This window comes from Thalassospira profundimaris, from assembly GCF_003326795.1.
In the GTDB taxonomy this organism is placed as follows: Bacteria; Pseudomonadota; Alphaproteobacteria; order Rhodospirillales; family Thalassospiraceae; genus Thalassospira; species Thalassospira profundimaris_C.
Map to the genome: position 1 here is coordinate 57,840 of NZ_JPWI01000013.1, position 19,565 is coordinate 77,404.

At 55.0% G+C, this 19,565-nt stretch carries 16 protein-coding genes; 12 read left to right on the plus strand and 4 right to left on the minus strand.

The genetic code is table 11. The features are described 5' to 3' along the window. Nucleotides 1–6 precede the first annotated feature (6 nt). The gene (locus tag TH30_RS17690; protein WP_114099429.1) at nucleotides 7–3,153 is read left to right on the plus strand and encodes an efflux RND transporter permease subunit; all 3,147 of its coding nucleotides are present in this window, start codon (nucleotides 7–9) and stop codon (nucleotides 3,151–3,153) included. 252 nt (nucleotides 3,154–3,405) lie between these two features. Here TH30_RS17690 and TH30_RS17695 read toward each other — a convergent pair whose 3' ends face one another. Beyond that, complete coding sequence (locus TH30_RS17695) at nucleotides 3,406–4,995, minus strand: FGGY-family carbohydrate kinase (protein ID WP_114099430.1); 1,590 nt, start codon at nucleotides 4,993–4,995, stop codon at nucleotides 3,406–3,408. Between the two features lie 190 nt (nucleotides 4,996–5,185). Here TH30_RS17695 and TH30_RS17700 point away from each other — a divergent pair, with 190 nt between their 5' ends. Then, a complete protein-coding gene (locus TH30_RS17700; RefSeq protein WP_114099501.1) occupies nucleotides 5,186–5,971 on the plus strand; it encodes an HAD family hydrolase in 786 nt (261 codons plus the stop codon). Nucleotides 5,972–5,975: 4 nt separating this feature from the next. On the opposite strand, the gene TH30_RS17705 is transcribed toward TH30_RS17700, so the two are convergent. Then, complete coding sequence (locus TH30_RS17705) at nucleotides 5,976–6,707, minus strand: FadR/GntR family transcriptional regulator (RefSeq protein ID WP_114099431.1); 732 nt, start codon at nucleotides 6,705–6,707, stop codon at nucleotides 5,976–5,978. 163 nt (nucleotides 6,708–6,870) lie between these two features. Here TH30_RS17705 and TH30_RS17710 point away from each other — a divergent pair, with 163 nt between their 5' ends. From TH30_RS17710 to TH30_RS17720, 3 genes are all read left to right on the plus strand, one after another. After that, complete coding sequence (locus TH30_RS17710) at nucleotides 6,871–7,857, plus strand: aldose epimerase family protein (RefSeq protein ID WP_114099432.1); 987 nt, start codon at nucleotides 6,871–6,873, stop codon at nucleotides 7,855–7,857. Between the two features lie 128 nt (nucleotides 7,858–7,985). Next, nucleotides 7,986–8,702 (plus strand): FadR/GntR family transcriptional regulator, encoded by a 717-nt coding sequence (locus TH30_RS17715; RefSeq protein WP_114099433.1) that lies wholly within the window; start codon nucleotides 7,986–7,988, stop codon nucleotides 8,700–8,702. Nucleotides 8,703–8,892: 190 nt separating this feature from the next. Further along, nucleotides 8,893–9,792 (plus strand): SMP-30/gluconolactonase/LRE family protein, encoded by a 900-nt coding sequence (locus TH30_RS17720; RefSeq protein WP_114099434.1) that lies wholly within the window; start codon nucleotides 8,893–8,895, stop codon nucleotides 9,790–9,792. A gap of 101 nt (nucleotides 9,793–9,893) precedes the next feature. Here TH30_RS17720 and TH30_RS17725 read toward each other — a convergent pair whose 3' ends face one another. Beyond that, complete coding sequence (locus TH30_RS17725) at nucleotides 9,894–10,658, minus strand: 2-keto-4-pentenoate hydratase (RefSeq protein ID WP_114099435.1); 765 nt, start codon at nucleotides 10,656–10,658, stop codon at nucleotides 9,894–9,896. A 280-nt stretch (nucleotides 10,659–10,938) separates the two neighbouring features. On the opposite strand from TH30_RS17725, the gene kdgD reads away from it, so the two are divergent. From kdgD to TH30_RS17755, 5 genes are all read left to right on the plus strand, one after another. Next, complete coding sequence (gene kdgD / locus TH30_RS17735) at nucleotides 10,939–11,865, plus strand: 5-dehydro-4-deoxyglucarate dehydratase (protein ID WP_114099437.1); 927 nt, start codon at nucleotides 10,939–10,941, stop codon at nucleotides 11,863–11,865. Nucleotides 11,866–12,114: 249 nt separating this feature from the next. After that, nucleotides 12,115–13,107, plus strand: a complete 993-nt coding sequence (locus tag TH30_RS17740; protein WP_114099438.1) for a TRAP transporter substrate-binding protein — start codon at nucleotides 12,115–12,117, stop codon at nucleotides 13,105–13,107. 108 nt (nucleotides 13,108–13,215) lie between these two features. After that, on the plus strand, nucleotides 13,216–13,761 hold the full coding sequence (locus TH30_RS17745; RefSeq protein ID WP_114099439.1) for a TRAP transporter small permease: 546 nt from the start codon (nucleotides 13,216–13,218) through the stop codon (nucleotides 13,759–13,761). After that, on the plus strand, nucleotides 13,762–15,051 hold the full coding sequence (locus tag TH30_RS17750) for a TRAP transporter large permease (RefSeq protein WP_114099440.1): 1,290 nt from the start codon (nucleotides 13,762–13,764) through the stop codon (nucleotides 15,049–15,051). Between the two features lie 33 nt (nucleotides 15,052–15,084). Then, the gene (locus tag TH30_RS17755) at nucleotides 15,085–15,879 is read left to right on the plus strand and encodes an NAD-dependent epimerase/dehydratase family protein (RefSeq protein WP_114099441.1); all 795 of its coding nucleotides are present in this window, start codon (nucleotides 15,085–15,087) and stop codon (nucleotides 15,877–15,879) included. Nucleotides 15,880–15,994: 115 nt separating this feature from the next. On the opposite strand, the gene TH30_RS17760 is transcribed toward TH30_RS17755, so the two are convergent. Further along, the gene (locus tag TH30_RS17760; RefSeq protein WP_114099442.1) at nucleotides 15,995–17,344 is read right to left on the minus strand and encodes a flagellin N-terminal helical domain-containing protein; all 1,350 of its coding nucleotides are present in this window, start codon (nucleotides 17,342–17,344) and stop codon (nucleotides 15,995–15,997) included. Between the two features lie 489 nt (nucleotides 17,345–17,833). Between TH30_RS17760 and TH30_RS17765 the strand changes: the two genes are divergently transcribed. Together TH30_RS17765 and TH30_RS17770 are read left to right on the plus strand one after the other, a co-directional pair. Then, nucleotides 17,834–18,358 carry an RNA polymerase sigma factor gene (locus TH30_RS17765; RefSeq protein ID WP_114099443.1) on the plus strand — a complete coding sequence of 175 codons (525 nt, stop codon included), beginning with the start codon at nucleotides 17,834–17,836 and terminating at the stop codon, nucleotides 18,356–18,358. Between the two features lie 75 nt (nucleotides 18,359–18,433). Next, entirely contained in the window at nucleotides 18,434–19,492 is a 1,059-nt protein-coding gene (locus TH30_RS17770; protein WP_114099444.1) for a FecR family protein, read from the plus strand. Nucleotides 19,493–19,565 lie beyond the last annotated feature (73 nt).

Sequence of the window (19,565 nt, forward strand, 5' to 3'; positions counted from 1 at the left end):
TATTCAATGGCAAAATTCTTTATTGATCGCCCCGTATTCGCCTGGGTCGTTGCCCTGGTGATTATGCTGGCGGGGGGACTTTCCCTGTGGCAATTGCCCGTGGAACAGTATCCGTCCATTGCGCCGCCATCTGTCGAGATTTCGGCAAGCTATCCGGGGGCGTCGGCCCAAACTGTTGAAAACACGGTTACCCAGGTAATCGAACAACAGATGACCGGTCTTGACTATCTGCGCTACATGTCGTCGAGCTCGTCGGCAAACGGTCAGGCATCGATCACACTGACGTTTGAACCCGAAGCCGATCCCGACATCGCACAGGTTCAGGTCCAGAACAAATTGCAGGCTGCAATGTCGTCGCTTCCGACCGAAGTGCAGCAGCAAGGCGTCAATGTCAGCAAATCGTCGGGATCGTTCCTGATGGTTGTCGGCTTTGTGTCTTCTGACGGTTCGATGAATGCCGAAGACCTTTCGGACTTTGTCGTCTCGACGGTCGAGGATCCGCTGGGTCGTGTGAATGGCGTTGGCTCGGTCACGGTGTTCGGTGCCCAGCACGCGATGCGCATCTGGCTCGATCCGAACAAGATGCTGTCCTATAACCTGACGGTTTCAGACATCAGCGCGGCGGTCGAAGCCCAGAACACCGAAGTCACTGCCGGTCAGATCGGTGGTGCGCCGTCGGTTCCGGGGCAGCAGATCAACGCGACCATCACCGCCCAGAGCAAACTGCAGACGGTTGATGAATTCGCCAACATCCTGCTCAAGGTCGAAACCGATGGTGCGCAGGTGCGTCTTGGTGACGTTGCACGCATCGAGATCGGTGGCGAAAGCTATGACGTGGTTGCCCGCTACAATGCCCAGTCAGCAACGGGTATTGGTATCTATCTGGCAACCGGTGCCAACGCGCTTGATACCGCCGAGGCCGTCAAGACCCGTCTTGCCGAACTCAAGCCGTTCTTCCCCCAGGGGATCGAGATCGTCTATCCGTATGACACCACCCCGTTCGTCAAAGTGTCGATCGAGGAAGTTGTTCATACCCTGTTTGAAGCGATCATCCTCGTCTTCCTGGTGATGCTGCTGTTCTTGCAGAACTGGCGGGCAACGCTGATCCCGACGATTGCCGTTCCGGTGGTTCTGCTTGGAACGTTCGGTGTCCTTGCGGCCTTTGGCTATTCGATCAACACACTGACCATGTTTGCCATGGTTCTCGCCATCGGCCTTCTGGTGGATGACGCGATTGTTGTGGTCGAAAACGTTGAACGTGTGATGCATGAAGACGGACTTCCGCCGCGCGAGGCAACGCGGAAATCCATGGGCCAGATCACCGGCGCCCTGATCGGTATTGCGCTGGTTCTGTCGGCGGTGTTTGTGCCGATGGCCTTCTTTGCCGGATCGACCGGTGCGATTTATCGCCAGTTCTCGATCACGATTGTTTCGGCAATGGCCTTGTCGGTTGTTGTGGCGATTGTCCTGACACCGGCACTTTGCGCGACCATGCTCAAACCGACCCATGTCGACCCGCTGACGAAAAAAGGTCCGTTTGGCTGGTTTAACCGTGGTTTTGATAGAACCAACCGGTTCTATCAGGGCAGTGTCGATCACGTTGTGCATCGCAAATGGCGTTACCTGATTGTCTATGGGGTGCTTGTTGGCGGCCTTGCCGCCTTGTTCATGCGTCTGCCGGGCTCGTTCCTGCCAGACGAAGACCAGGGCATCATGTTCTCGATGGTTCAGCTGCCTGCTGGTGCATCGCAGGAACGCACGGTCGAGGTTCTCCAGAAGCTGGAAACCCATTTCCTTGAGAATGAAAAGGAAAACGTACAGGGTCTGTTCACGGTTGCCGGCTTCTCCTTTGCCGGGAGTGGTCAGAATGCCGGTATCGCCTTTGTCAACATGAAGGACTGGTCTGAACGTACTCGTCCCGATCAGGCGGTTGGTGCGGTCATCGGTCGTGCCTATGGGGCCTTTGCCCAGATCCGCGAAGCCATGGTCTTTGCCTTTGCTCCGCCTGCGATTATCGAGCTTGGCACTGCCAACGGCTTTGACCTTCAGCTTGTCGATCGTGGCGGCAATGGTCACGAAGCCCTTATGGCAGCCCGTAACCAGCTTCTGGGAATGGCTGCACAGGACCCGCGCGTGGTCGGTGTGCGTCCGAACGGTCTGAATGACATGCCGCAATTCAAGATCAATATTGATCAGGAAAAGGCAAGTGCGCTTGGCATTAACCTGTCTGACGTCAACCGGACGCTCGCTGCGGCCTGGGGGTCGAGCTATGTCAACGACTTCATTGAAAACGGGCGGGTCAAGCGCGTTTACATGCAGTCGGATGCGCAATATCGCATGATGCCCGAAGACCTTGAATACTGGTATGTCCGTAACAATCAGGGCGAGATGGTGCCGATTTCGGCATTCTCGACCACGAATTGGGACTTCGGCTCGCCGCGTCTGGAACGCTTTAACGGTCTGGCATCGCTCAACATTCAGGGTGCATCCGCACCGGGTGTTGCATCGGGTGATGCGATGAAGGCCATGGACGAACTGGTTGCGAAACTTCCGGGTGGTATCGGCCTTGAATGGCAGGGACTGTCCTATGAAGAACGCGAAGCAGGCGAGCAGGGACCGGCATTGTATGCCTTGTCCATGATCGTGGTCTTCCTGTGTCTGGCAGCACTGTATGAAAGCTGGGCCATTCCGATCTCGGTCATGATGGTCGTGCCGCTTGGTGTTCTTGGTGCCGTGATCGCAGCGCTTCTGCGTGGCCTGCCTGATGACGTTTACTTCCAGGTGGCAATTCTGACCACGATCGGTCTGTCGGCCAAGAACGCCATCCTGATTGTCGAGTTCGCCCGCGAACTTTACGACCAGGGCATGGGGCTTCTTGAGGCAACCGTCGAGGCGGCCCGTCAGCGTCTGCGTCCGATCATCATGACGTCGATGGCCTTTACCCTTGGCGTCGTGCCGCTGGCGATTTCGACCGGTGCCGGTGCTGCTGCCCGTGTGGCGGTGGGGACAGGTGTGATGGGCGGGATGATTGCTGCGACCGTGCTTGCGATCTTCTTCGTGCCCCTGTTCTTCGTCCTGATTGTTGGCACCTTTGCCAAGAACCGCTCCAAACGCGGGGACGTCAAGGCTGCCCACGAACATCCGGCTGAATAGGCATAAACAAACAAGGCCGGTCCAAACCGGACCGGCCTTGTAAGGCATCGTGCTCGTGGCGGTGCAGAAATTTAAATCTGCATGATCCCCCGACCCCGCCGTCGCGCGTGCGTAAGAAAGGGCCGATGCTTTTGCATCGGCCCTTTTGTTTTGGCCCTATCCAAAAGAAGCGTCAAGCGCCTTTTGAACAGAACCCTCAGGGAGAAAGGCGGGCCGGGTGGCTCATGCCCGGCCCGAAGTTGACCTTGTGGGTCAGTTTTTGCTCAGGGCATCAAGGGCTTGGCGATGGGTATGCATCTGATGGAAAATCGCATAACGGCGGTCATGATCGGCCTTTGCACCCGCATCGGGGGCATGAAGCGTTTCCTTGCCCGCCATCTGGCGGGCGGCCTTTGCCAGTCCGCCTTCGCTATCAAGGGCCGCAGCAGCCAGCATAGCCGAGCCCAGCAAGACCGGTTCTTCGCAATCAGACATCACGACGTGACAGCCGGTGACATCGGCATAAAGCTTGACCAGCACCTTTGAGGCGGTATGACCGCCACTTAGATGAATATGGGTGATGTCATAGCCGGTATCATTTAGCGCATCGATAATATGGCGGGTGCCATAGGCAATGGCACAGGCCGTCGCCCAGTAAAGCTTGAGAAAACTTTCCTCGCTTTGATCAAGTGTCAGGCCCGATATCACGCCAAGGGCTTCGGGATCGGCAAGCGGGGACCGGTTACCATGAAAATCGGGCAAGACATGCAGGCGCGGGGCAAGATCGGTTTTTTCGCCCATCAGCGGCAACAGCTTTTCGCCCGCCAGTTTGTGGGCGTCGCGGCCCATATCGTGCGAAAAAGGATGCATGGCAACGATATGATCAAGCAGCGCACCAGTTGCCGACTGCCCCCCTTCATTCAGCCACAGCCCCGGTGCAATCGCCCCGAAATAGGGACCCCAGATCCCCTTGATAAAGCGCGGGTCCTTTGACAAGGCCATATGACAGGTCGACGTCCCGGCAATCATCGCAAAATGCTGATCAAGATCGCCATCAAGATATTCGCCAAGGGTGCCAAGCGCACCCGCATGGGCATCAATCAAACCCGCCCCGACCAGACAATTGGTGGTCAGGCCAAGATCAGCCGCACCTTGTGCATCAAGGGTGCCAATCCGTTCACCAACGGCAAGGGCGCTTTCATGCATGTTGATCTTGTCATTAAGGTCTTCCATGCCGATCACCGACAGGAAATCGTGATCCCATGTTTCATCCTGATGGGCAAGATAGGTCCATTTGCAAGTTACCGTACAGCAGGACCGCGCGTTGCTTCCGGTCGCGCGGAAGGACAGAAAATCGGCAAGATCATAGGCCGCCCCCATCTTGTCCCATGCCGGTTTGTTATGGCGTTTAAGCCACATCAGTTTGGGCATTTCCATTTCCGGGGACATGGTGCCGCCGATATATTGCAAAACCCGTGAGCCGGTGGTGGTGCATTCCTCTGCCTCGCGCACTGCCCGGTGATCCATCCAGACAATTACGTCCCAGTTATTGGCCTCGCCCGGTGTGACGCCCAATGGACGGTTATCCTGATCGCGGATAACCAGCGAACAGGTGGCATCAAATCCGATGGCGGCGATCTTTTCCGGTGCGACGGCCGATTTTTGCAAGGCGTCGCGCACGGACTGGCAAACCGACTGCCAGATATTTTCCGAGTCCTGTTCGACAAAGTCGGGTTTCGGCCGGTTCATCGCAATGGCATGGACGGCACTGCCAAGCAATTTGCCATTGGCATCAAACACGCCTGCGCGCGCGCTGCCGGTACCGACATCTACACCGATAAAGCAGGTGTCCTGGGGACTCATGATGGGTATTCCTCCGCATTTCCCCAGCTTTCAGGTCTGCCCTGATTGCCGGATGCTCTTTTGGTTGGCCTCTTTCATCCTGATTTGATCAAAAGTTCAATAGTTGGTCAAATGTTCATTTTTATTGACGCTGAAACATTTCATTCGTTACGCTGCTTTCATCACACAAATGAAACAAGCCAGGTTCAACATGGCCACAAAAAACAATGATGGAAACGGATCGGGAAACGACGGCGGAAGCAAACCGCTTCCGGGTATCGACGATGTGCCGCTGACGACGGCATCAATTGCCAGGCTGTTTGACGGGTGCAAGATTGTCCTGTTTGATTGCGACGGTGTTCTTGTCGATAGCGAGCCGATCTCGCTTGCGACCCTTGTCGATGTTCTTGATCACTTCGGAGCCCCGCTGACTCTGGAAGAGGTCGCTGAAAGATTTACCGGCCGGTCAAGCTCCGCCCCGATTGATCACATTCGTGCCCTGACCGGGCAGGATGTCGGCGCACAGTTCAAACCGTTCTTTTATCAGAAACTGTTTGCGCGCTATGAGACCGAGCTTTTCAGCATCCGCAATATTGACGCGGTCCTTGATGCGCTTAAGCAGCGCGCTATTGCCTTTTGCATTTCATCAAGCAGCTCGGTCGAGCGACTGGAAAAAACCATGAGGGTGACCGGGCTTGGTCCGTGGTTTGAGGACCGGATTTACAGTGCCGACTTCGTCAGGAACGGCAAACCGGCCCCGGATCTGTTTTTGCATGCCTGTGCCGATATGGGCCATGCCCCGGCATCAACCATCGTGATCGAGGATTCCGTTGCCGGGGTGAAGGCGGCGGTGGCCGCAGGCATGAAATGCATTGGCTTTGTCGGTGGTGGTCATTATGCCGGTCAGGAAGAAATTGCCGCAAACAGGCTTTATGACGCCGGGGCTGATATTGTGATTTCTGATATGGCGGTTCTGGTCGCCGCACTTGGTTCCTGATTTCTTATCGCTGGGTCAGAAGTTTCTGATAGCGGGTCTGGCTCAGGCTCAGGTGATCGCGCATGGCCTTGCGTGCGCCGTCATCATCGCGCGTGGCAATCGCATCGTAAATGCGGCGATGTTCGCCAAGGATCATGTCCATATAGGCCTTGTGATCTTCGGCCTCGGGCGGGCGGCGGCGCAGCTGTGCACGGGGGATTGTCTTGTCACCAAGATGTTCAAGGAATTCGGCAAAGCGGCGATTATTGGTGGCTGCGGCAATCGCGCTATGGAATTCGAAATCGGCCAGTGCAGTCGGTTCGCCCTTTTCAACAGCGCGTTCCATTTTCTCCATGGCCTCGTAGATCTTGGCCTGCTGCGCGACCGAGCTTCGCGTGCAGGCAAGACCGGCGGCCTCGATCTCGACCGCCATGCGCAGTTCCAGAATTTCAAGTACGTCCGATACCTGCGCATAATCGACCGCAAAGATTGATCTGTCATTGCTCGGTGCCTGTGGCGCAAGAACAAATACACCCGCCCCCTGACGCGGCTCCAGAAGTCCGTCGGCCTTAAGGGCGGCAATGGCCTCGCGGATGACCGTGCGACTGACGCCAAACCGTTCGGTCAGAACCGGTTCGGTTGGCAGTTTGCTGCCCGGTTCGCGCTGACCGCTTTCAATTTCCTGCCTCAGGCTGGCAATGACCTTTTCGGTCAGTGAAACTTTTCGCGGCGTGTTTGACGCACTGGTCTTCTTCATTTTGCGTGTCCGATAAATCCGGTATAAAACAACCGGATATAAAAATGACAGCCCGGCGTTAATCTTTGATTGGCGCAATGGGCTTTACCATCTTCACATAATCGAACGGAGATGGTGATGTAAAGTCATCATATGATTTTGGTTGGAATTGAGGCACCACAAGATGTCCAAAAAGGGCGACGCGGAATATCGCTGGAACAGCGGACCATTTCAGATCGGGATTGTTCCCCAGGGCGGGGCGATTTCCCGCATTGACTGGATACGCCCCGATGGTCAGGGCATCATCAATCTGTTACGTCCGGTGACCGAACAGGACATTGCATCGGGCAATCCTTCGAGCCTTGGCTGTTTTCCGATGGTGCCCTTTGCCAATCGTCTGGCCTTTGCCGAGTTCGAGTTTGACGGTCGTATCGTAAAAGTTCCGGCAAACCGCCCGCCCAGTCCGCATGCCATTCACGGTTTCGGCCGGGGCTCGGAATGGAATATTGAACGCCCGACGGTCGACAGCCTGCGCTTCAATCACAAATATGACGATCCCGAAAGCGGCTTTGTCTATGTCGCCTGGCAGGAATTCAAGGTCACCGCACAGGATGTGACGCTTGAAATCGGGGTGCGCCATTTGGGCCGTACACCGATGCCCTATGGCATTGGCCTGCACCCCTGGTTCCCCGGTGGCGACGATGTGTCGGTTTCCTTCATCGCCACCGACTGTTTTGGCACGGACGAAGACATGTTGCCGACGACCCGCACGGTGATTGATCTTGGGCGCGATTTTTCGGACTCCAAGATGATCCGTCATAACCGCGGGCTGGATGTGCATTATACCGGCTGGCACCGCGAAGCGGACATGGTCTGGGAAGATGCCGGTTACAGCCTGAAAATGCTGGCAAGCGAGCGGTTCGGGAACCTGCAATTCTATATCCCCGAAGACGGCAAGACCTTTTGCGTCGAGCCGGTATCGCATGTGCCCAATGTGCATAATCGTCCGGAATTCAAGGAATTCGGGGATGTGCTGGTTCTGGATCGTAACCAGACCCTGTCGGGCAGCATGACATTGATCCCGACCTTGCTTGCGCGCCCTGATAGCGGGCTTGTCGATGACGATGATATCGCACAGCCCGAAAGCCGGGATTATTCGCTGGTAGACTGACCATGCGGTCATCTGTTGGCGTGATTTTTCGCCGTGGGGTGGTGGTTGACGGGCTTTACCGCCGGGTGATTTGCCGATAAAACTTACAAGCAAGTTTTACAAGATTACAAGCAGGTCCGGGGGACGGAATGGCAGAATTGCTGCTTAAGGCTCAGAAACGCGAAAAACTTGCGGATCAGCTTTATGGCCAGATACTGGAACAGATTGTTTCGGGAAATCTGAGCGAGGGGACAAAGCTTCCATCCGAGAACGAGATTTGCGCATCTTTTGGCGTCTCGCGACCGGTGGTGCGCGAAGCATTGCGCAAACTGCAATCCGACGGGCTGGTCTATGCCCGGCAAGGGGTCGGATCGTTTGTTAAAAAGCGCCCGCCACAGGGCCTGATTGAATTTGGCGGCGTGAATGATGTTGCTGGCCTTTTGCGCTGCTTTGAAGCGCGATCCGCGATTGAGGGTGCAACCGCACGGATGGCCGCCGAACGAGCCAGTATGCGTCATCACCGCGAAATCGAAGGCGCCCTTAAAATGCTTGAACAGGGTGTTGCCGCCGGGGATATTGCCGATAAGGCCGATCTTGATTTTCACATGGCAATTGCCCGCGCCAGTGGCAATGAAATCTTTCTCACCATTCTCAATTCCCTGCACAATGTGATGCAGAAATCGATGAATGTTGCACTGAATATCACCCGTTCCGGATCGGCTGAACGCGCCAAACGGGTGCTGGCCGAACATCGCCAAATCTATGATGCGATTCTGGGACGGGACGGTGAAAGTGCCGAACTCATGATGCGCTATCACCTCCATCAGGCCCGCCAGCGCGTCACCGATCACGCCTGCGAGATGTAATTTTCCTAACATCGCGATCCGCGCCAAATCCCCGTCAGCTCTTTGCTTGCGGGCTTTTGGGGTTGGTGCACAGGCATGTCCTGGCCCAACTGACTGTCATTTGAACGGGCAAATAATGTTGACAAGCAGCGACCCGGATGGGCACACCAGAGACCATCAAAATTGATCATATGAATTTATCGGGGGCTGCATGTCGGGAACAGATCACGGGCTTTATCAGCCGGAAATCCTGCGCGATGAAACTTTCACCTTGGCGGAATGCCCGAACTGGGATGGCCTGAAAAACCGGCTTTACTGGACAGACATCCTGAACGGAAAGCTGCATGCGCTTGATATCGAAACAGGTGACCGGCATGTCTGGGAATTTGATAGTGAACTGGGCTGTTTTGGCCTGACCGATGCCGGGCGGATCATTGTGGCCCTTCGCAAGGACATCCTGTTCCTTGATCCCGAAACCGATGAGCGCACCCCGCTTTGCAAGATTGAAGACGGGATCAAAAGCCGCACCAATGATGGCAAGATCGGCCCGGACGGGGCGTTCTGGGTTGGCACCATGGATGACAATGCCGACAAGCAGGCAATTGCATCGCTTTATCGCATTACAGCCGATGGCAAGATCGAAGAAAAAGCCAGGGGCTTTAAAATCTCCAACGGTATCGCCTGGTCGCCGGACGGATCGAAGATGTATCACTCCGACTCTCGCGGACCTTGGGTCAATCGCTGGGACTTTGATGTCGCGACCGGCGATATTTCCAACTGCACGCGCTTCCTTGATCTTGATGACACGCTCGGGCGTCCGGACGGGGCGGCGGTTGATATGGAAGGCTGCTATTGGTCGGCCGGTGTGTCGGCGGGCAACCTGAACCGCTTTGCGCCCGACGGGACGCTTTTGAAATCCATCCCGATGCCGATGCCCAACCCGACCATGCCATGCTTTGGCGGGCCTGATATGAAAACGCTTTATGTCACCAGTCATCAGGAAGGCTATAGCGCAGAAAAGCGTGCCCAGTTCCCGCATGCTGGCAAGCTGGTGTCGCTGCGCGTTGAAGTTCCCGGTGTGCCGGTTACCCGGTTCCGCGAAAAGGTCTAGATCGATTTTTGCCGGTCAAGGCAAAAGCCATGCGGCGATGTGCCGCATGGCTTTTCTGTTTTAGACCTTGTCGGCGTATACCGGCTAAACGCCAGCGCAGATCACGCCTTGCTGATCTCGGCCGTCACTGTGCCCAATCCGTCAAAGATCGCTTCGATCTTGCCATGCGGGGTGATGGTTGGAAGCGCGCAGGCACCGGTGGTGATGACGTCACCGGCTTTCAGGCTTTGACCGCGTTTGGCAAGGAAGCCGACCAGATATTCCAGCCCGCCAAAGATTTCCGGCCAGGCATCGGGATCATCATTGGTGGCAAGGACATTGCCATCGCTTTTGGTGGTCACCGTACCGCCGATGAAACCAAGGTCGCGCCAGCCGTCAATTTCCTGACCCAGCACGAAATAGCCGGTCGAATTCAGATCGGCCAGTGTCTGAACCGGGTCCTGTTTTTCGTGATAGCGACGGTCAGCAATCTCGATGGCCAGATGCATCGACTTGATATGATCGAGAATGTCGCTTGATGTCGCATCCGGGGCAGGGGTGCTTGCCATCACCACGGCAATTTCGGCTTCGATATTCGGGAAGTTCAGATCATTGGTCGTCAGTTTTGCACCTTCGCCAAGAATGCGGCCGTCAAGCAATGGGCCAACCAGCGGGCCGTCGGCACCAATTTTTTCCTGTGCCGCACGGGTGGCAACGGCAAGTTTCCATCCCGCCTGTTTTGCCCCGGTCAGGGCAAGTGTTGCATTCTGCACCTCATAGGCCTCGTCAAATGATTTCGGCGCAATGTCGGCAGGCAGCGGTTCAATCAGCGTGTGATTGACAAAGGCATCGGCCAGAATGCGGCTGGCGGCTTTGATATCAGTCATTCCCGGTCTTCTCGGCTGTGAGGGTGAAACAGGTTATGGCCGACCCTAATCGGCTTTGTCGGTAAAGTCATCATATCAATCTGTACGATTCGCCATTTTATCGCCAAAAACCAAGTCATCATACCAAAGTGCAATGGTTCTAATATCGCCTTGTAAGCGGTGTGTGGCGCAGTTTTCTGCGCATTACAGGTCATCTTGGTAATATGTTTGACAAAGTAATATGATGAATTTATAGAGTCATCATAGTTATTTTGATCTATTCAGACTTGAAGGACGCTTGATGCATTATCTTGAGATGAAAAAGGCCATTGGGGCCGGGTTGCTTTCGTTCCCGGTGACGCCTTTTGATGCCGAGGGCAAGCTTGACCTTGATGCGTATCGCGCACATGTCGGCTGGTTGTCGCAATATCCCGCCACGGCATTGTTTGCAGCAGGCGGAACCGGCGAGTTTTTCTCGCTGACCCCGGCAGAAGTCGTACAGGCCGTGCGTGCGGCCAAGGAAGTTGCGGGCGATACGCCGATCATTGCCGGTTGTGGCTATGGCACGGCGATGGCGGTCGAACTGGCCAAGGAATGCGAAGCCGCCGGTGCCGATGGCCTGTTGTTGTTGCCGCAATATCTGATCGGGGCGGAGCAGGAAGGTCTGTTTGCCCGCGTGAAGGCAGTCTGTGATGCCGTCGAGATTGGTGTGATTGTCTATAACCGGGATAATTCGATCATCACCGCCGAGACGCTGGCAAAGCTGTGTGACGTTTGCCCGAACCTGGTCGGGTTCAAGGACGGTCATGGCAATATCGAAATGGTGACCAAGGTCTGCACCCTGATCGGTGATCGCCTGTCCTATATCGGTGGTATGCCGACCGCAGAAGTCTTTGCCAAGGCCTATAAGGCCGCGGGTGTCACCACCTATTCATCGGCAATTTTCAACTTTCTGCCGCAGCAGGCGCTTGATTTCTATGACGCGCTGACCCGCGATGATGATGAAACGATGAGCCGCGTGCTCAGGGAATTCTTCTATCCGTATCTTGATATCCGCAATCGCGGCAAGGGCTATGCCGTGTCCATCGTCAAGGCGGGAATGCGGGTGATTGGTCGCGATACCGGTCCGGTTCGCAGTCCGCTGACCGATCTGACCGACGAAGAACACAACATGCTGGCCGAGGTCATCCGCAATGCCTATGGCGATGGTGCGTTGCGTATGACCTAGGCGGGTGGGCCGCAATGACTTGGGGCCTGCCTTTTATCCCGGCAGGTGGTTCTGCCGGGATCACGATTTGTGACGCCACAAAAAAAACAGGCGCACAGAATGACCACCTGGTCTGTTAGACTAGTTGTTAACTAATCTTACAGTTGTCCTTACAAGTGATGAATTGTAAGATTATACGACAATAAAAAGTTCCCATCAGGGAAAACAAGGCTTTAACGCAAGTGACGTAATGTCTCGGGAGGAAACCTAATGAACAATCTTCTTAAAACCACGACGCTGACGATTGCTGCAGCGGCGGTATCGATGGCGCTGGCAGCCGGTGCGCAGGCAAAAGAATGGCGCGGCTGGAACATCCATCCGCCGGAATATCCGGTTTCGACCGGCATGGAAGAATTCGCCAGAATCATCAATGAAAAATCCGGTGGCGACCTTGAAGCCAAGGTTTATCACGGCGGTGTTCTGGGCAACCAGCCTGATGCGATCCAGCAGGTCCGTCTTGGCGGTCTGGACTGGGCTGTTTTCAATCTCGGCCCGCTTGGTGAGGTTGCCCCCGAAGCAAACGTTGTTTCGCTGCCCTTCATCTTTAAAAACGTCGATGCCATGCACAAGGTCATGGATGGTCCGGCCGGTCAGCAGATCGCCGATGGCCTGATCAAGGCCGGTCTGCAGCCGCTTGGCTGGTATGATTCCGGTGCGCGTTCCTTCTATAACACCAAGCACCCGATCAAGACCCCGGCGGATCTCAAGGGGATGAAATTCCGCGTGATGAGCAACGATCTCTATGTCCAGATGGTCGCGGCCCTCGGTGGTAACGCAACCCCGATGGCCTATGGCGAAGTTTACCAGTCGCTGAAAACCGGCGTCATTGATGGTGCGGAAAACAACTATCCGTCCTATGACAGCTCGGGTCATTTCGAAGCTGCCAAATACTACTCGGTGACCCAGCACCTGATCCTTCCGGAATGCCTGTGCATCAACAAGGCGCTTTATGACAGCCTGTCGGACGACGAAAAGAAAATCGTTCAGGAATCGGCTGATGCATCGGTCACCGTACAGCGCGCTGCCTGGGCCGCACGTGCCGAGAAATCCAAGGAAAAAGTCATTGCTGCCGGTATCGCGGTCAACGAAGTTGCCGACAAGCAGGCTTTCCAGGATGCAATGCAGCCGGTCTATGACAACTTCCTGAAGTCCAACCCGGATCTGGCCGATCTGGTCAAAGCCATCCAGGATGCTCAGAAATAAAACATGAACGGTCCGAAGGGCGGCGATGATATCGTCGCCCTTCTTTCTGTCTGTGGTTATTCTATTTCTGGTTCTGTTGCTGATTAATCCAATTCTGGCGGCGCATAGATGTTTTCCAGCTTTATCAATTTGATTGACCGTCTGGGCGGGGGGATTGCCGGGGTTCTGAACCTTATTGGTGGTCTGGCTCTTGTGGCACTGATCCCGAGTTTCGCCTGGCTGGTCTTTGGCCGATATGTTTTGAACGAAACACCGACCTGGGTCGAACAGATCTCCCTGATCCTTATTGTTCTGATTACCTTTCCCGTGGCAGCGGCCGGTATGCGCGACAACAGCCATCTTTCGGTATCGTTTTTTCGCGATGCCTTGCCGCCAAGGATTGCGGCAATTGTCGCTGCGATCAGCTACGCGGCCATGGCCTGGTTCGGCTACTGGATGCTGATGGGCGGGATGGATCTGGTGGCCTTTAACTGGGCCAAACAGATGCCGATCATTCATATTTCTGACGGATGGCGTTCGGTGCCGATGGCGGTTTGCGGGGCCGGGATCACTTTTTACAGTCTGGTGCATATTCTTAAAATCATCACCCGCTGGAAAACCATTTCAAATGCCAGCCTTTACCATGACGATTTGTTAAACGAGGATATTGAATAAATGGGCATGACCATTCTTCTGGGCGTGTTTGCCATCGGTATTCTGATTGGCATGCCCGTTGCCATTGCACTTGGCATTGCGGCCCTTGGCGCATTTTTCTATGAAGGTCTTCCGACCCTGATTGCCTTTCAGCGTATAGGATCGGGCATTTCGGCCTTTTCACTTCTGGCTATTCCGTTCTTTATCTTTGCCGGCGAGCTGATGCTTCACGGCGGGATTGCCTCGCGCCTTGTGCAATTTGCAACTGCCCTTGTCGGCAGTCGCCGGGGCGGTCTTGGCATTGTGAACGTGTTTTCATCCATGCTGTTTGGCGGCATTTCCGGATCGGCGGTGGCTGATACATCCGCCCTTGGATCGATCCTTATTCCGGTGATGAAAAAGGAAGGCTATCGCGCCGATTACGCCGTTAACGTCACCGTGACATCATCGATTGCCGGGATCATGATCCCGCCCAGCCATAACATGATCCTTTATGCGGTGGCCGCAGGCGGCGGGATTTCGATTTCCAAGTTGTTCATGGCCGGTGTTGTTCCGGGCGTGATCATGTGCCTGCTGCTTGGTCTTGCCACCTGGCTTGTGGCGATCAAGCATGGCTATCCGGCTGAACCGTTTCCGGGCTGGGGCGTTGTCTGGCGCACGGCGGTGCGGGCGATCCCGGGCTTCTTTACGGCGGTCATCATTGTTGGCGGGGTATTAAGCGGTGTCTTCACGGTTACGGAATCGGGTGCCATCGGCGTTGCCTATGCGTTGATCATTACCGGGCTTGTCTATCGCGAACTCAGCTGGACAGGCTTTGTTGCCGCCGTGCGGCAATCGGCCAAGACCACAGCCCTTGTGATGCTGCTGGTCGGCTGTGCATCGGCCTATGGCTATATGCTGGCCTTCTATCAGGTGCCTGATGCGCTGGCCGAGGCGATCACCGGGATTACCGACAATCCGATCATGGTTCTGTTGCTGATCAATATCATGCTGCTGATTGCCGGCATGATCATGGATATGGCCGCATTGATCCTGATCTGTACGCCGATCTTCCTGCCGCTGGCGGTACAGTTTGGTATGGACCCGATCCAGTTCGGGATGGTGCTGATGATGAATTTGGGCCTTGGCCTGTGTACGCCGCCGGTTGGTTCGTGCCTGTTTGTCGGGTGTGCGATTGGCGGGGTGAAAATCGAAAAGGCAGTTCAGTCGATCTGGCCATTTTATCTGGCGATCTTGAGTGCGCTTTTGCTGACAACCTATATTCCGGCGATTTCAATGACGCTGCCTAACCTTGTGTTCGGGGCGAATTGACCGCGGGCAAAACCGATATCAAAGAGGATACCTATGAAACGTTTGCTGATTACCGGTGCTGGTGGAAACCTTGGCAAGATTTGTCGCGAAGGGCTTAAGGGCTATGCCGATGTCATTCGCCTGTCCGACATTTCCCCGATGGACCCGGCCGGTCCGAACGAGGAAGTCGTGCAGTGCGACCTGTCTGATCGTGCAGCGGTGATCGAACTGACCAAGGATGTTGATGGCATCATTCATCTTGGCGGTATTTCGATCGAAGCAGCCTTTGACGACCTTCTTCAGGCCAATCTTGCCGGGACCTATAACCTGTATGAAGGGGCGCGTCAGAACGGCGTTAAACGCATCATGTTTGCCAGCTCCAACCATGCAATCGGTTTCCACAAGCGCACCACCAAGCTTGATGACAAATCCGAACTGCGCCCCGATAGCCTGTATGGTGTCACCAAATGCTATGGCGAGGCGGTGGCAAGCTATTATTACGACAAGTTCGATGTGGAAACGGTTTCGGTGCGGATCGGATCGTGCTTTGAAAAACCGCGTGATCGCCGGATGCTGTCAACCTGGCTAAGCCCGCGTGACTTTATCTCGCTGATGAAGGCGATCTTTGATGCCCCCATGACCGGTCATCTGGTGGTCTATGGTGTGTCGGACAACAAATCCAAATGGTGGAGCAATGATCATGCGGACTTCCTTGGCTGGAAACCGCAAGACAGCTCCGAACAGTTCCGTGCCGAGATCGAAGCGGCCTTTGGCCCGGAAGATCGCCATGATCCGGCGGTGATCTATCAGGGCGGTGGATTTGCCGCCAAGGGCCATTTCGAAGACTGATCCAAGATCGGCTTTCGATCTCGGAACCGCCTAAAATCGATGGCCCGAACGAAACTCGTTCGGGCCATCGTTGCATCAGGTAGGGTGCGTCAAAAAGTTTGTCAGATGTCGTTCACTAGCCTTGCAGCAACCGCAGCAGGTTTTGCGGCATCTGGTTGGCTTGGGCCAGCATCGCAACCCCGGACTGAACCAAAATCTGTTTGGATGTAAAGGACGTCATTTCGGCGGCAACATCCAGATCAAGCAGAGTGGAACGTGCTGATTCCGTATTTTCCTGCGTCGAAGCAAGGTTCTGGGCCGCAAAGTCCAGACGGTTTTGGGATGTGCCGATGGCTGCGCGAGCGCGCTGAAGGTCGTCAATCGCCCGTGTCACAACTTCGACCGCGTTCTGGGCGCCAGCAGCAGTGTTAACAGCGTTCGCACCAAGATCCTCGAGCGTTTCCTGACCGATACCAGATGATCCCAGTACAGCAGAGTCAACGGCGGTCAGATTAATCGAAAGACGATCATTTGCGGTGTTGCCGCCACCGACCTGGAAATCAATTGAGTCGGAAAGCTGCTGGCCCTTGTCCTCTTCCATGAAGAAGAACTGGCCACCGGATGTATCGATGCCAGATCCCATGAAATCCGTATTGGCCGAGTTAAACCCGAAATCATTGGAACCTGCGGCACCGGCTCTAACGTAATCAACTGAGTCCGAGAAGTTGGTGTTTACTGTAATTGTGAGTCCGAGCTCATCAAAATTGAGCACCTTGCTCCCGCCAGCAGCAATGGATTGTGACCCGCCGGTCGCGGCAAAATCAGTGACGTCGATTGATTGGGTCCGGTCCAGCGTGCCATCAATCGCCGTCAATACCGTCATAATGACCTGATTGCCGCCAATCTCCTGGATCCGTATCTCCAGCCCGTTATCGTCGACACCATCTGCAGTGGCGTCCTGTGCCCAGTAATTGTTGTCAGTGATAGCAAACTGGTCAAAGCCGAAAGCGGGCGTAAGCGCTGCATTGCTGATGGCAGGCGTGAGATTGATTGCAACATCACCCCCATCGCCAAGCAGTTGGATACCATTGAAGTTGGTAGAGGACGCGATACGGTCGATCTCGTCACGCAGTTGGACGAACTCGTCATTGAGGAAACCACGTTCCACGTCTGACAGGTTGCCTGACGATGCCTGTACGGCCAGTGTTTTCATCCGGACAAGAACGTCGTCGATGGTGGCCATGCCGCCGTCGGCAATTTGCAACATCGAGTTGGCTTGCCCGACATTGACCGAGGCAGTTTTAAGCGCCTGCGTCGTCGCGTTAAGGCGCGCGCCGATTGCCATCGATGCCGCATCGTCCCGGGCTGAGACAATACGTGTGCCAGATGACAGCTTTGAAAGCGACTTGGTTGCCATTGCATCAGACGCAGTCAGATTGCGATGCGCAACATTTGCCGCATAGTTGGAAATAATGTTGAGTGCCATTGGTTTTCCTACCTGGAAAGTGGCGGTGGTTTACTACGTGTAAAGTTCGCAATTAGTAATAAAGCGAGAATAACAACTATAAGTAAAATATCCTCTTGTCGAGCAAAATCTAATTTACACGACGGATAGACAGTTCATTCCTACTCTTTAGGGTGGGTTTTGGGCGGTTGTTTTCGATTAATAGAGGGCGAAACAATGCCGTTCTGAGAGCACATGTGGGGTTTCTGTGCCGGGACTCGCACCGTCTGGCGGTTTCGCACTCTGTCATTAGAACAGATCCGGCACAGAGTTGGGGCTTAAATCGTTAGTTGTTGTGTAGCGAACACAGCAAGATTTTCAGATCGCTATGCAGGTTTCAAACCCGGGCCTTTCCCGTGGGGAATGGTCGAAGAGGGCGTATGCTTTTTGAATTGACGCATGGTCAGGATTGCTTATAAGCATGAATGAAAATGATAACAGTTATCATTATCGAATTCTGGATGTGCAGCTATGGCGGTCTGTGACCGTTCCTGGGATAATCTTTATCAGCAATATCATGACCGTTTGTTGCGACAGGTGCAAAAATACCTGCCGACGCGCGACGAAAGCCAGGATGTGTTGCAGGATCTTTATGTGCAGCTGCGCCATCGCAATGTCGACCCGGCCCAGATTGACAATCCTCCGGCCTTTCTGATGCGTATGGCGACCAATCTGGCAATTGATGCCTTGCGTCGTCACAAACGCAATCCGGTTGAATTCAATGACCCGGTCGCGATCAGCGAGATGGATGGTGCAGGCAGGCAGTCTGTCACGCCTGAACAGATCAGTTCTGATCGCCAGCGGCTTGAGATCGTCCGACGTGCGATTGATGATCTGCCGCCACGCTGTCGCGAGGTGTTCCTGCTGTGCAAACGCGATCATTTCAGCCCGACCGAGGCCGCTGAACATCTTGGTGTCAGTCGCAATATGGTGGAAAAGCATTTGCGTCAGGCGCTTGGACATTGCAAACAGGTTCTGGCGCGTCATGAAAACTAGACATCCTCAAATGACGCGCCCCGACGTCTATAAGATAACAGGTCACGCAGCCAGAAGCCGGATAATGCCTTTGCCATGACAGAATTCCGCTATCCCGAAGACTGCCAAAGCAATGATGACATTGCTGATTTCTGGGCAGTGCGCCTTGATCAATCGGGATTGACCCCGGCTGAAGAAGCCGCATTTGCCGCGTGGCAGGATGCCGATCCGAAAAACCCGCAACGCCTTGTGCTGGCCTGTCAGCTTTGGCAAAGCATGGAAATTGTGGCGGCCGACACGGCGTTGTCCGGGCCATCTTCATCTGCCTCTGATCAGGACAAACGGCCGGTTGATCAAGAGGGTATTCGCCGTGATCTGGAACGGCTGGGCGCACTTGAAGGCGGGGATGGGCGGTTGCCCGGAATGCGATCGGCCAAGCGTCGGCCGCGCCCGCTTGTTGCCCTGATAACCTGTTTGTTGCTGGTGGGGCTGTTTGCCTATTCTGCCCTGCAACCGGCCCCCGATCTGGTGGCGGCGGCAAATGTTTCGGTGGTGACAGAAGTTCATTCCCTGCCAGACGGATCGCGTGTCTGGATGGAGCCCGGAACCCGCGTCAGCCTGAATTACAGCGATACCCTGCGCGATATCACGGTTCTGGACGGCGGTATTTTCATCGAAGTCGCCAAGGATGCAACCCGTCCCTTGCGCATTCATCTTAATCAGTTCACGGCCATTGCCGTTGGAACCGCGTTCAGTGCATCCAAATGGGGCGGTCATACCCGCATCGAGGTTGCGGAGGGCACGGTCGATCTCGAAGATCGCAAGATGCGTCTGGCCAGGCTGACCGCGGGGCGGTCTGCATGGCAGGATGCGGATGGTGACCTGTATTATGCCGATGTGGCCCCGGATCGCGTCGCCCTCTGGCGCGGTGGCCGCTGGATTGTCGATGACATGCCCGTTGATGAGTTGCTGGCGCGCCTTTCCCCGCTTCTGGGTGGTCTGACCTTTGTACGTGATCCTCGCCTGGATGAAATCACCGTATCGGGAAGCTTTGATCTTGCGAAACCCGAAAGTGCCCATGATGCAATTCTGGCCGCCTATGGTTTGCAGGAAAGCGCATTTCCGGGCGGCTTCAGAATAATTTCAAGAAAATAGAAAAAATGGACTCCTCAAATCCTGATGCCATTCGTCATGAGGATAATAGTGATTTGCATTATTATCTTCGAGC

Bases quoted from the DNA above. Each gene is read 5' to 3' on its own strand.
- TH30_RS17690 (WP_114099429.1), top strand. From the start codon at position 7: ATGGCAAAATTCTTTATTGATCGCCCCGTATTCGCCTGGGTCGTTGCC.
- TH30_RS17695 (WP_114099430.1), bottom strand. From the start codon at position 4,995: ATGAGTCCCCAGGACACCTGCTTTATCGGTGTAGATGTCGGTACCGGC.
- TH30_RS17700 (WP_114099501.1), top strand. From the start codon at position 5,186: ATGGCCACAAAAAACAATGATGGAAACGGATCGGGAAACGACGGCGGA.
- TH30_RS17705 (WP_114099431.1), bottom strand. From the start codon at position 6,707: ATGAAGAAGACCAGTGCGTCAAACACGCCGCGAAAAGTTTCACTGACC.
- TH30_RS17710 (WP_114099432.1), top strand. From the start codon at position 6,871: ATGTCCAAAAAGGGCGACGCGGAATATCGCTGGAACAGCGGACCATTT.
- TH30_RS17715 (WP_114099433.1), top strand. From the start codon at position 7,986: ATGGCAGAATTGCTGCTTAAGGCTCAGAAACGCGAAAAACTTGCGGAT.
- TH30_RS17720 (WP_114099434.1), top strand. From the start codon at position 8,893: ATGTCGGGAACAGATCACGGGCTTTATCAGCCGGAAATCCTGCGCGAT.
- TH30_RS17725 (WP_114099435.1), bottom strand. From the start codon at position 10,658: ATGACTGATATCAAAGCCGCCAGCCGCATTCTGGCCGATGCCTTTGTC.
- kdgD (WP_114099437.1), top strand. From the start codon at position 10,939: ATGCATTATCTTGAGATGAAAAAGGCCATTGGGGCCGGGTTGCTTTCG.
- TH30_RS17740 (WP_114099438.1), top strand. From the start codon at position 12,115: ATGAACAATCTTCTTAAAACCACGACGCTGACGATTGCTGCAGCGGCG.
- TH30_RS17745 (WP_114099439.1), top strand. From the start codon at position 13,216: ATGTTTTCCAGCTTTATCAATTTGATTGACCGTCTGGGCGGGGGGATT.
- TH30_RS17750 (WP_114099440.1), top strand. From the start codon at position 13,762: ATGGGCATGACCATTCTTCTGGGCGTGTTTGCCATCGGTATTCTGATT.
- TH30_RS17755 (WP_114099441.1), top strand. From the start codon at position 15,085: ATGAAACGTTTGCTGATTACCGGTGCTGGTGGAAACCTTGGCAAGATT.
- TH30_RS17760 (WP_114099442.1), bottom strand. From the start codon at position 17,344: ATGGCACTCAACATTATTTCCAACTATGCGGCAAATGTTGCGCATCGC.
- TH30_RS17765 (WP_114099443.1), top strand. From the start codon at position 17,834: ATGGCGGTCTGTGACCGTTCCTGGGATAATCTTTATCAGCAATATCAT.
- TH30_RS17770 (WP_114099444.1), top strand. From the start codon at position 18,434: ATGACAGAATTCCGCTATCCCGAAGACTGCCAAAGCAATGATGACATT.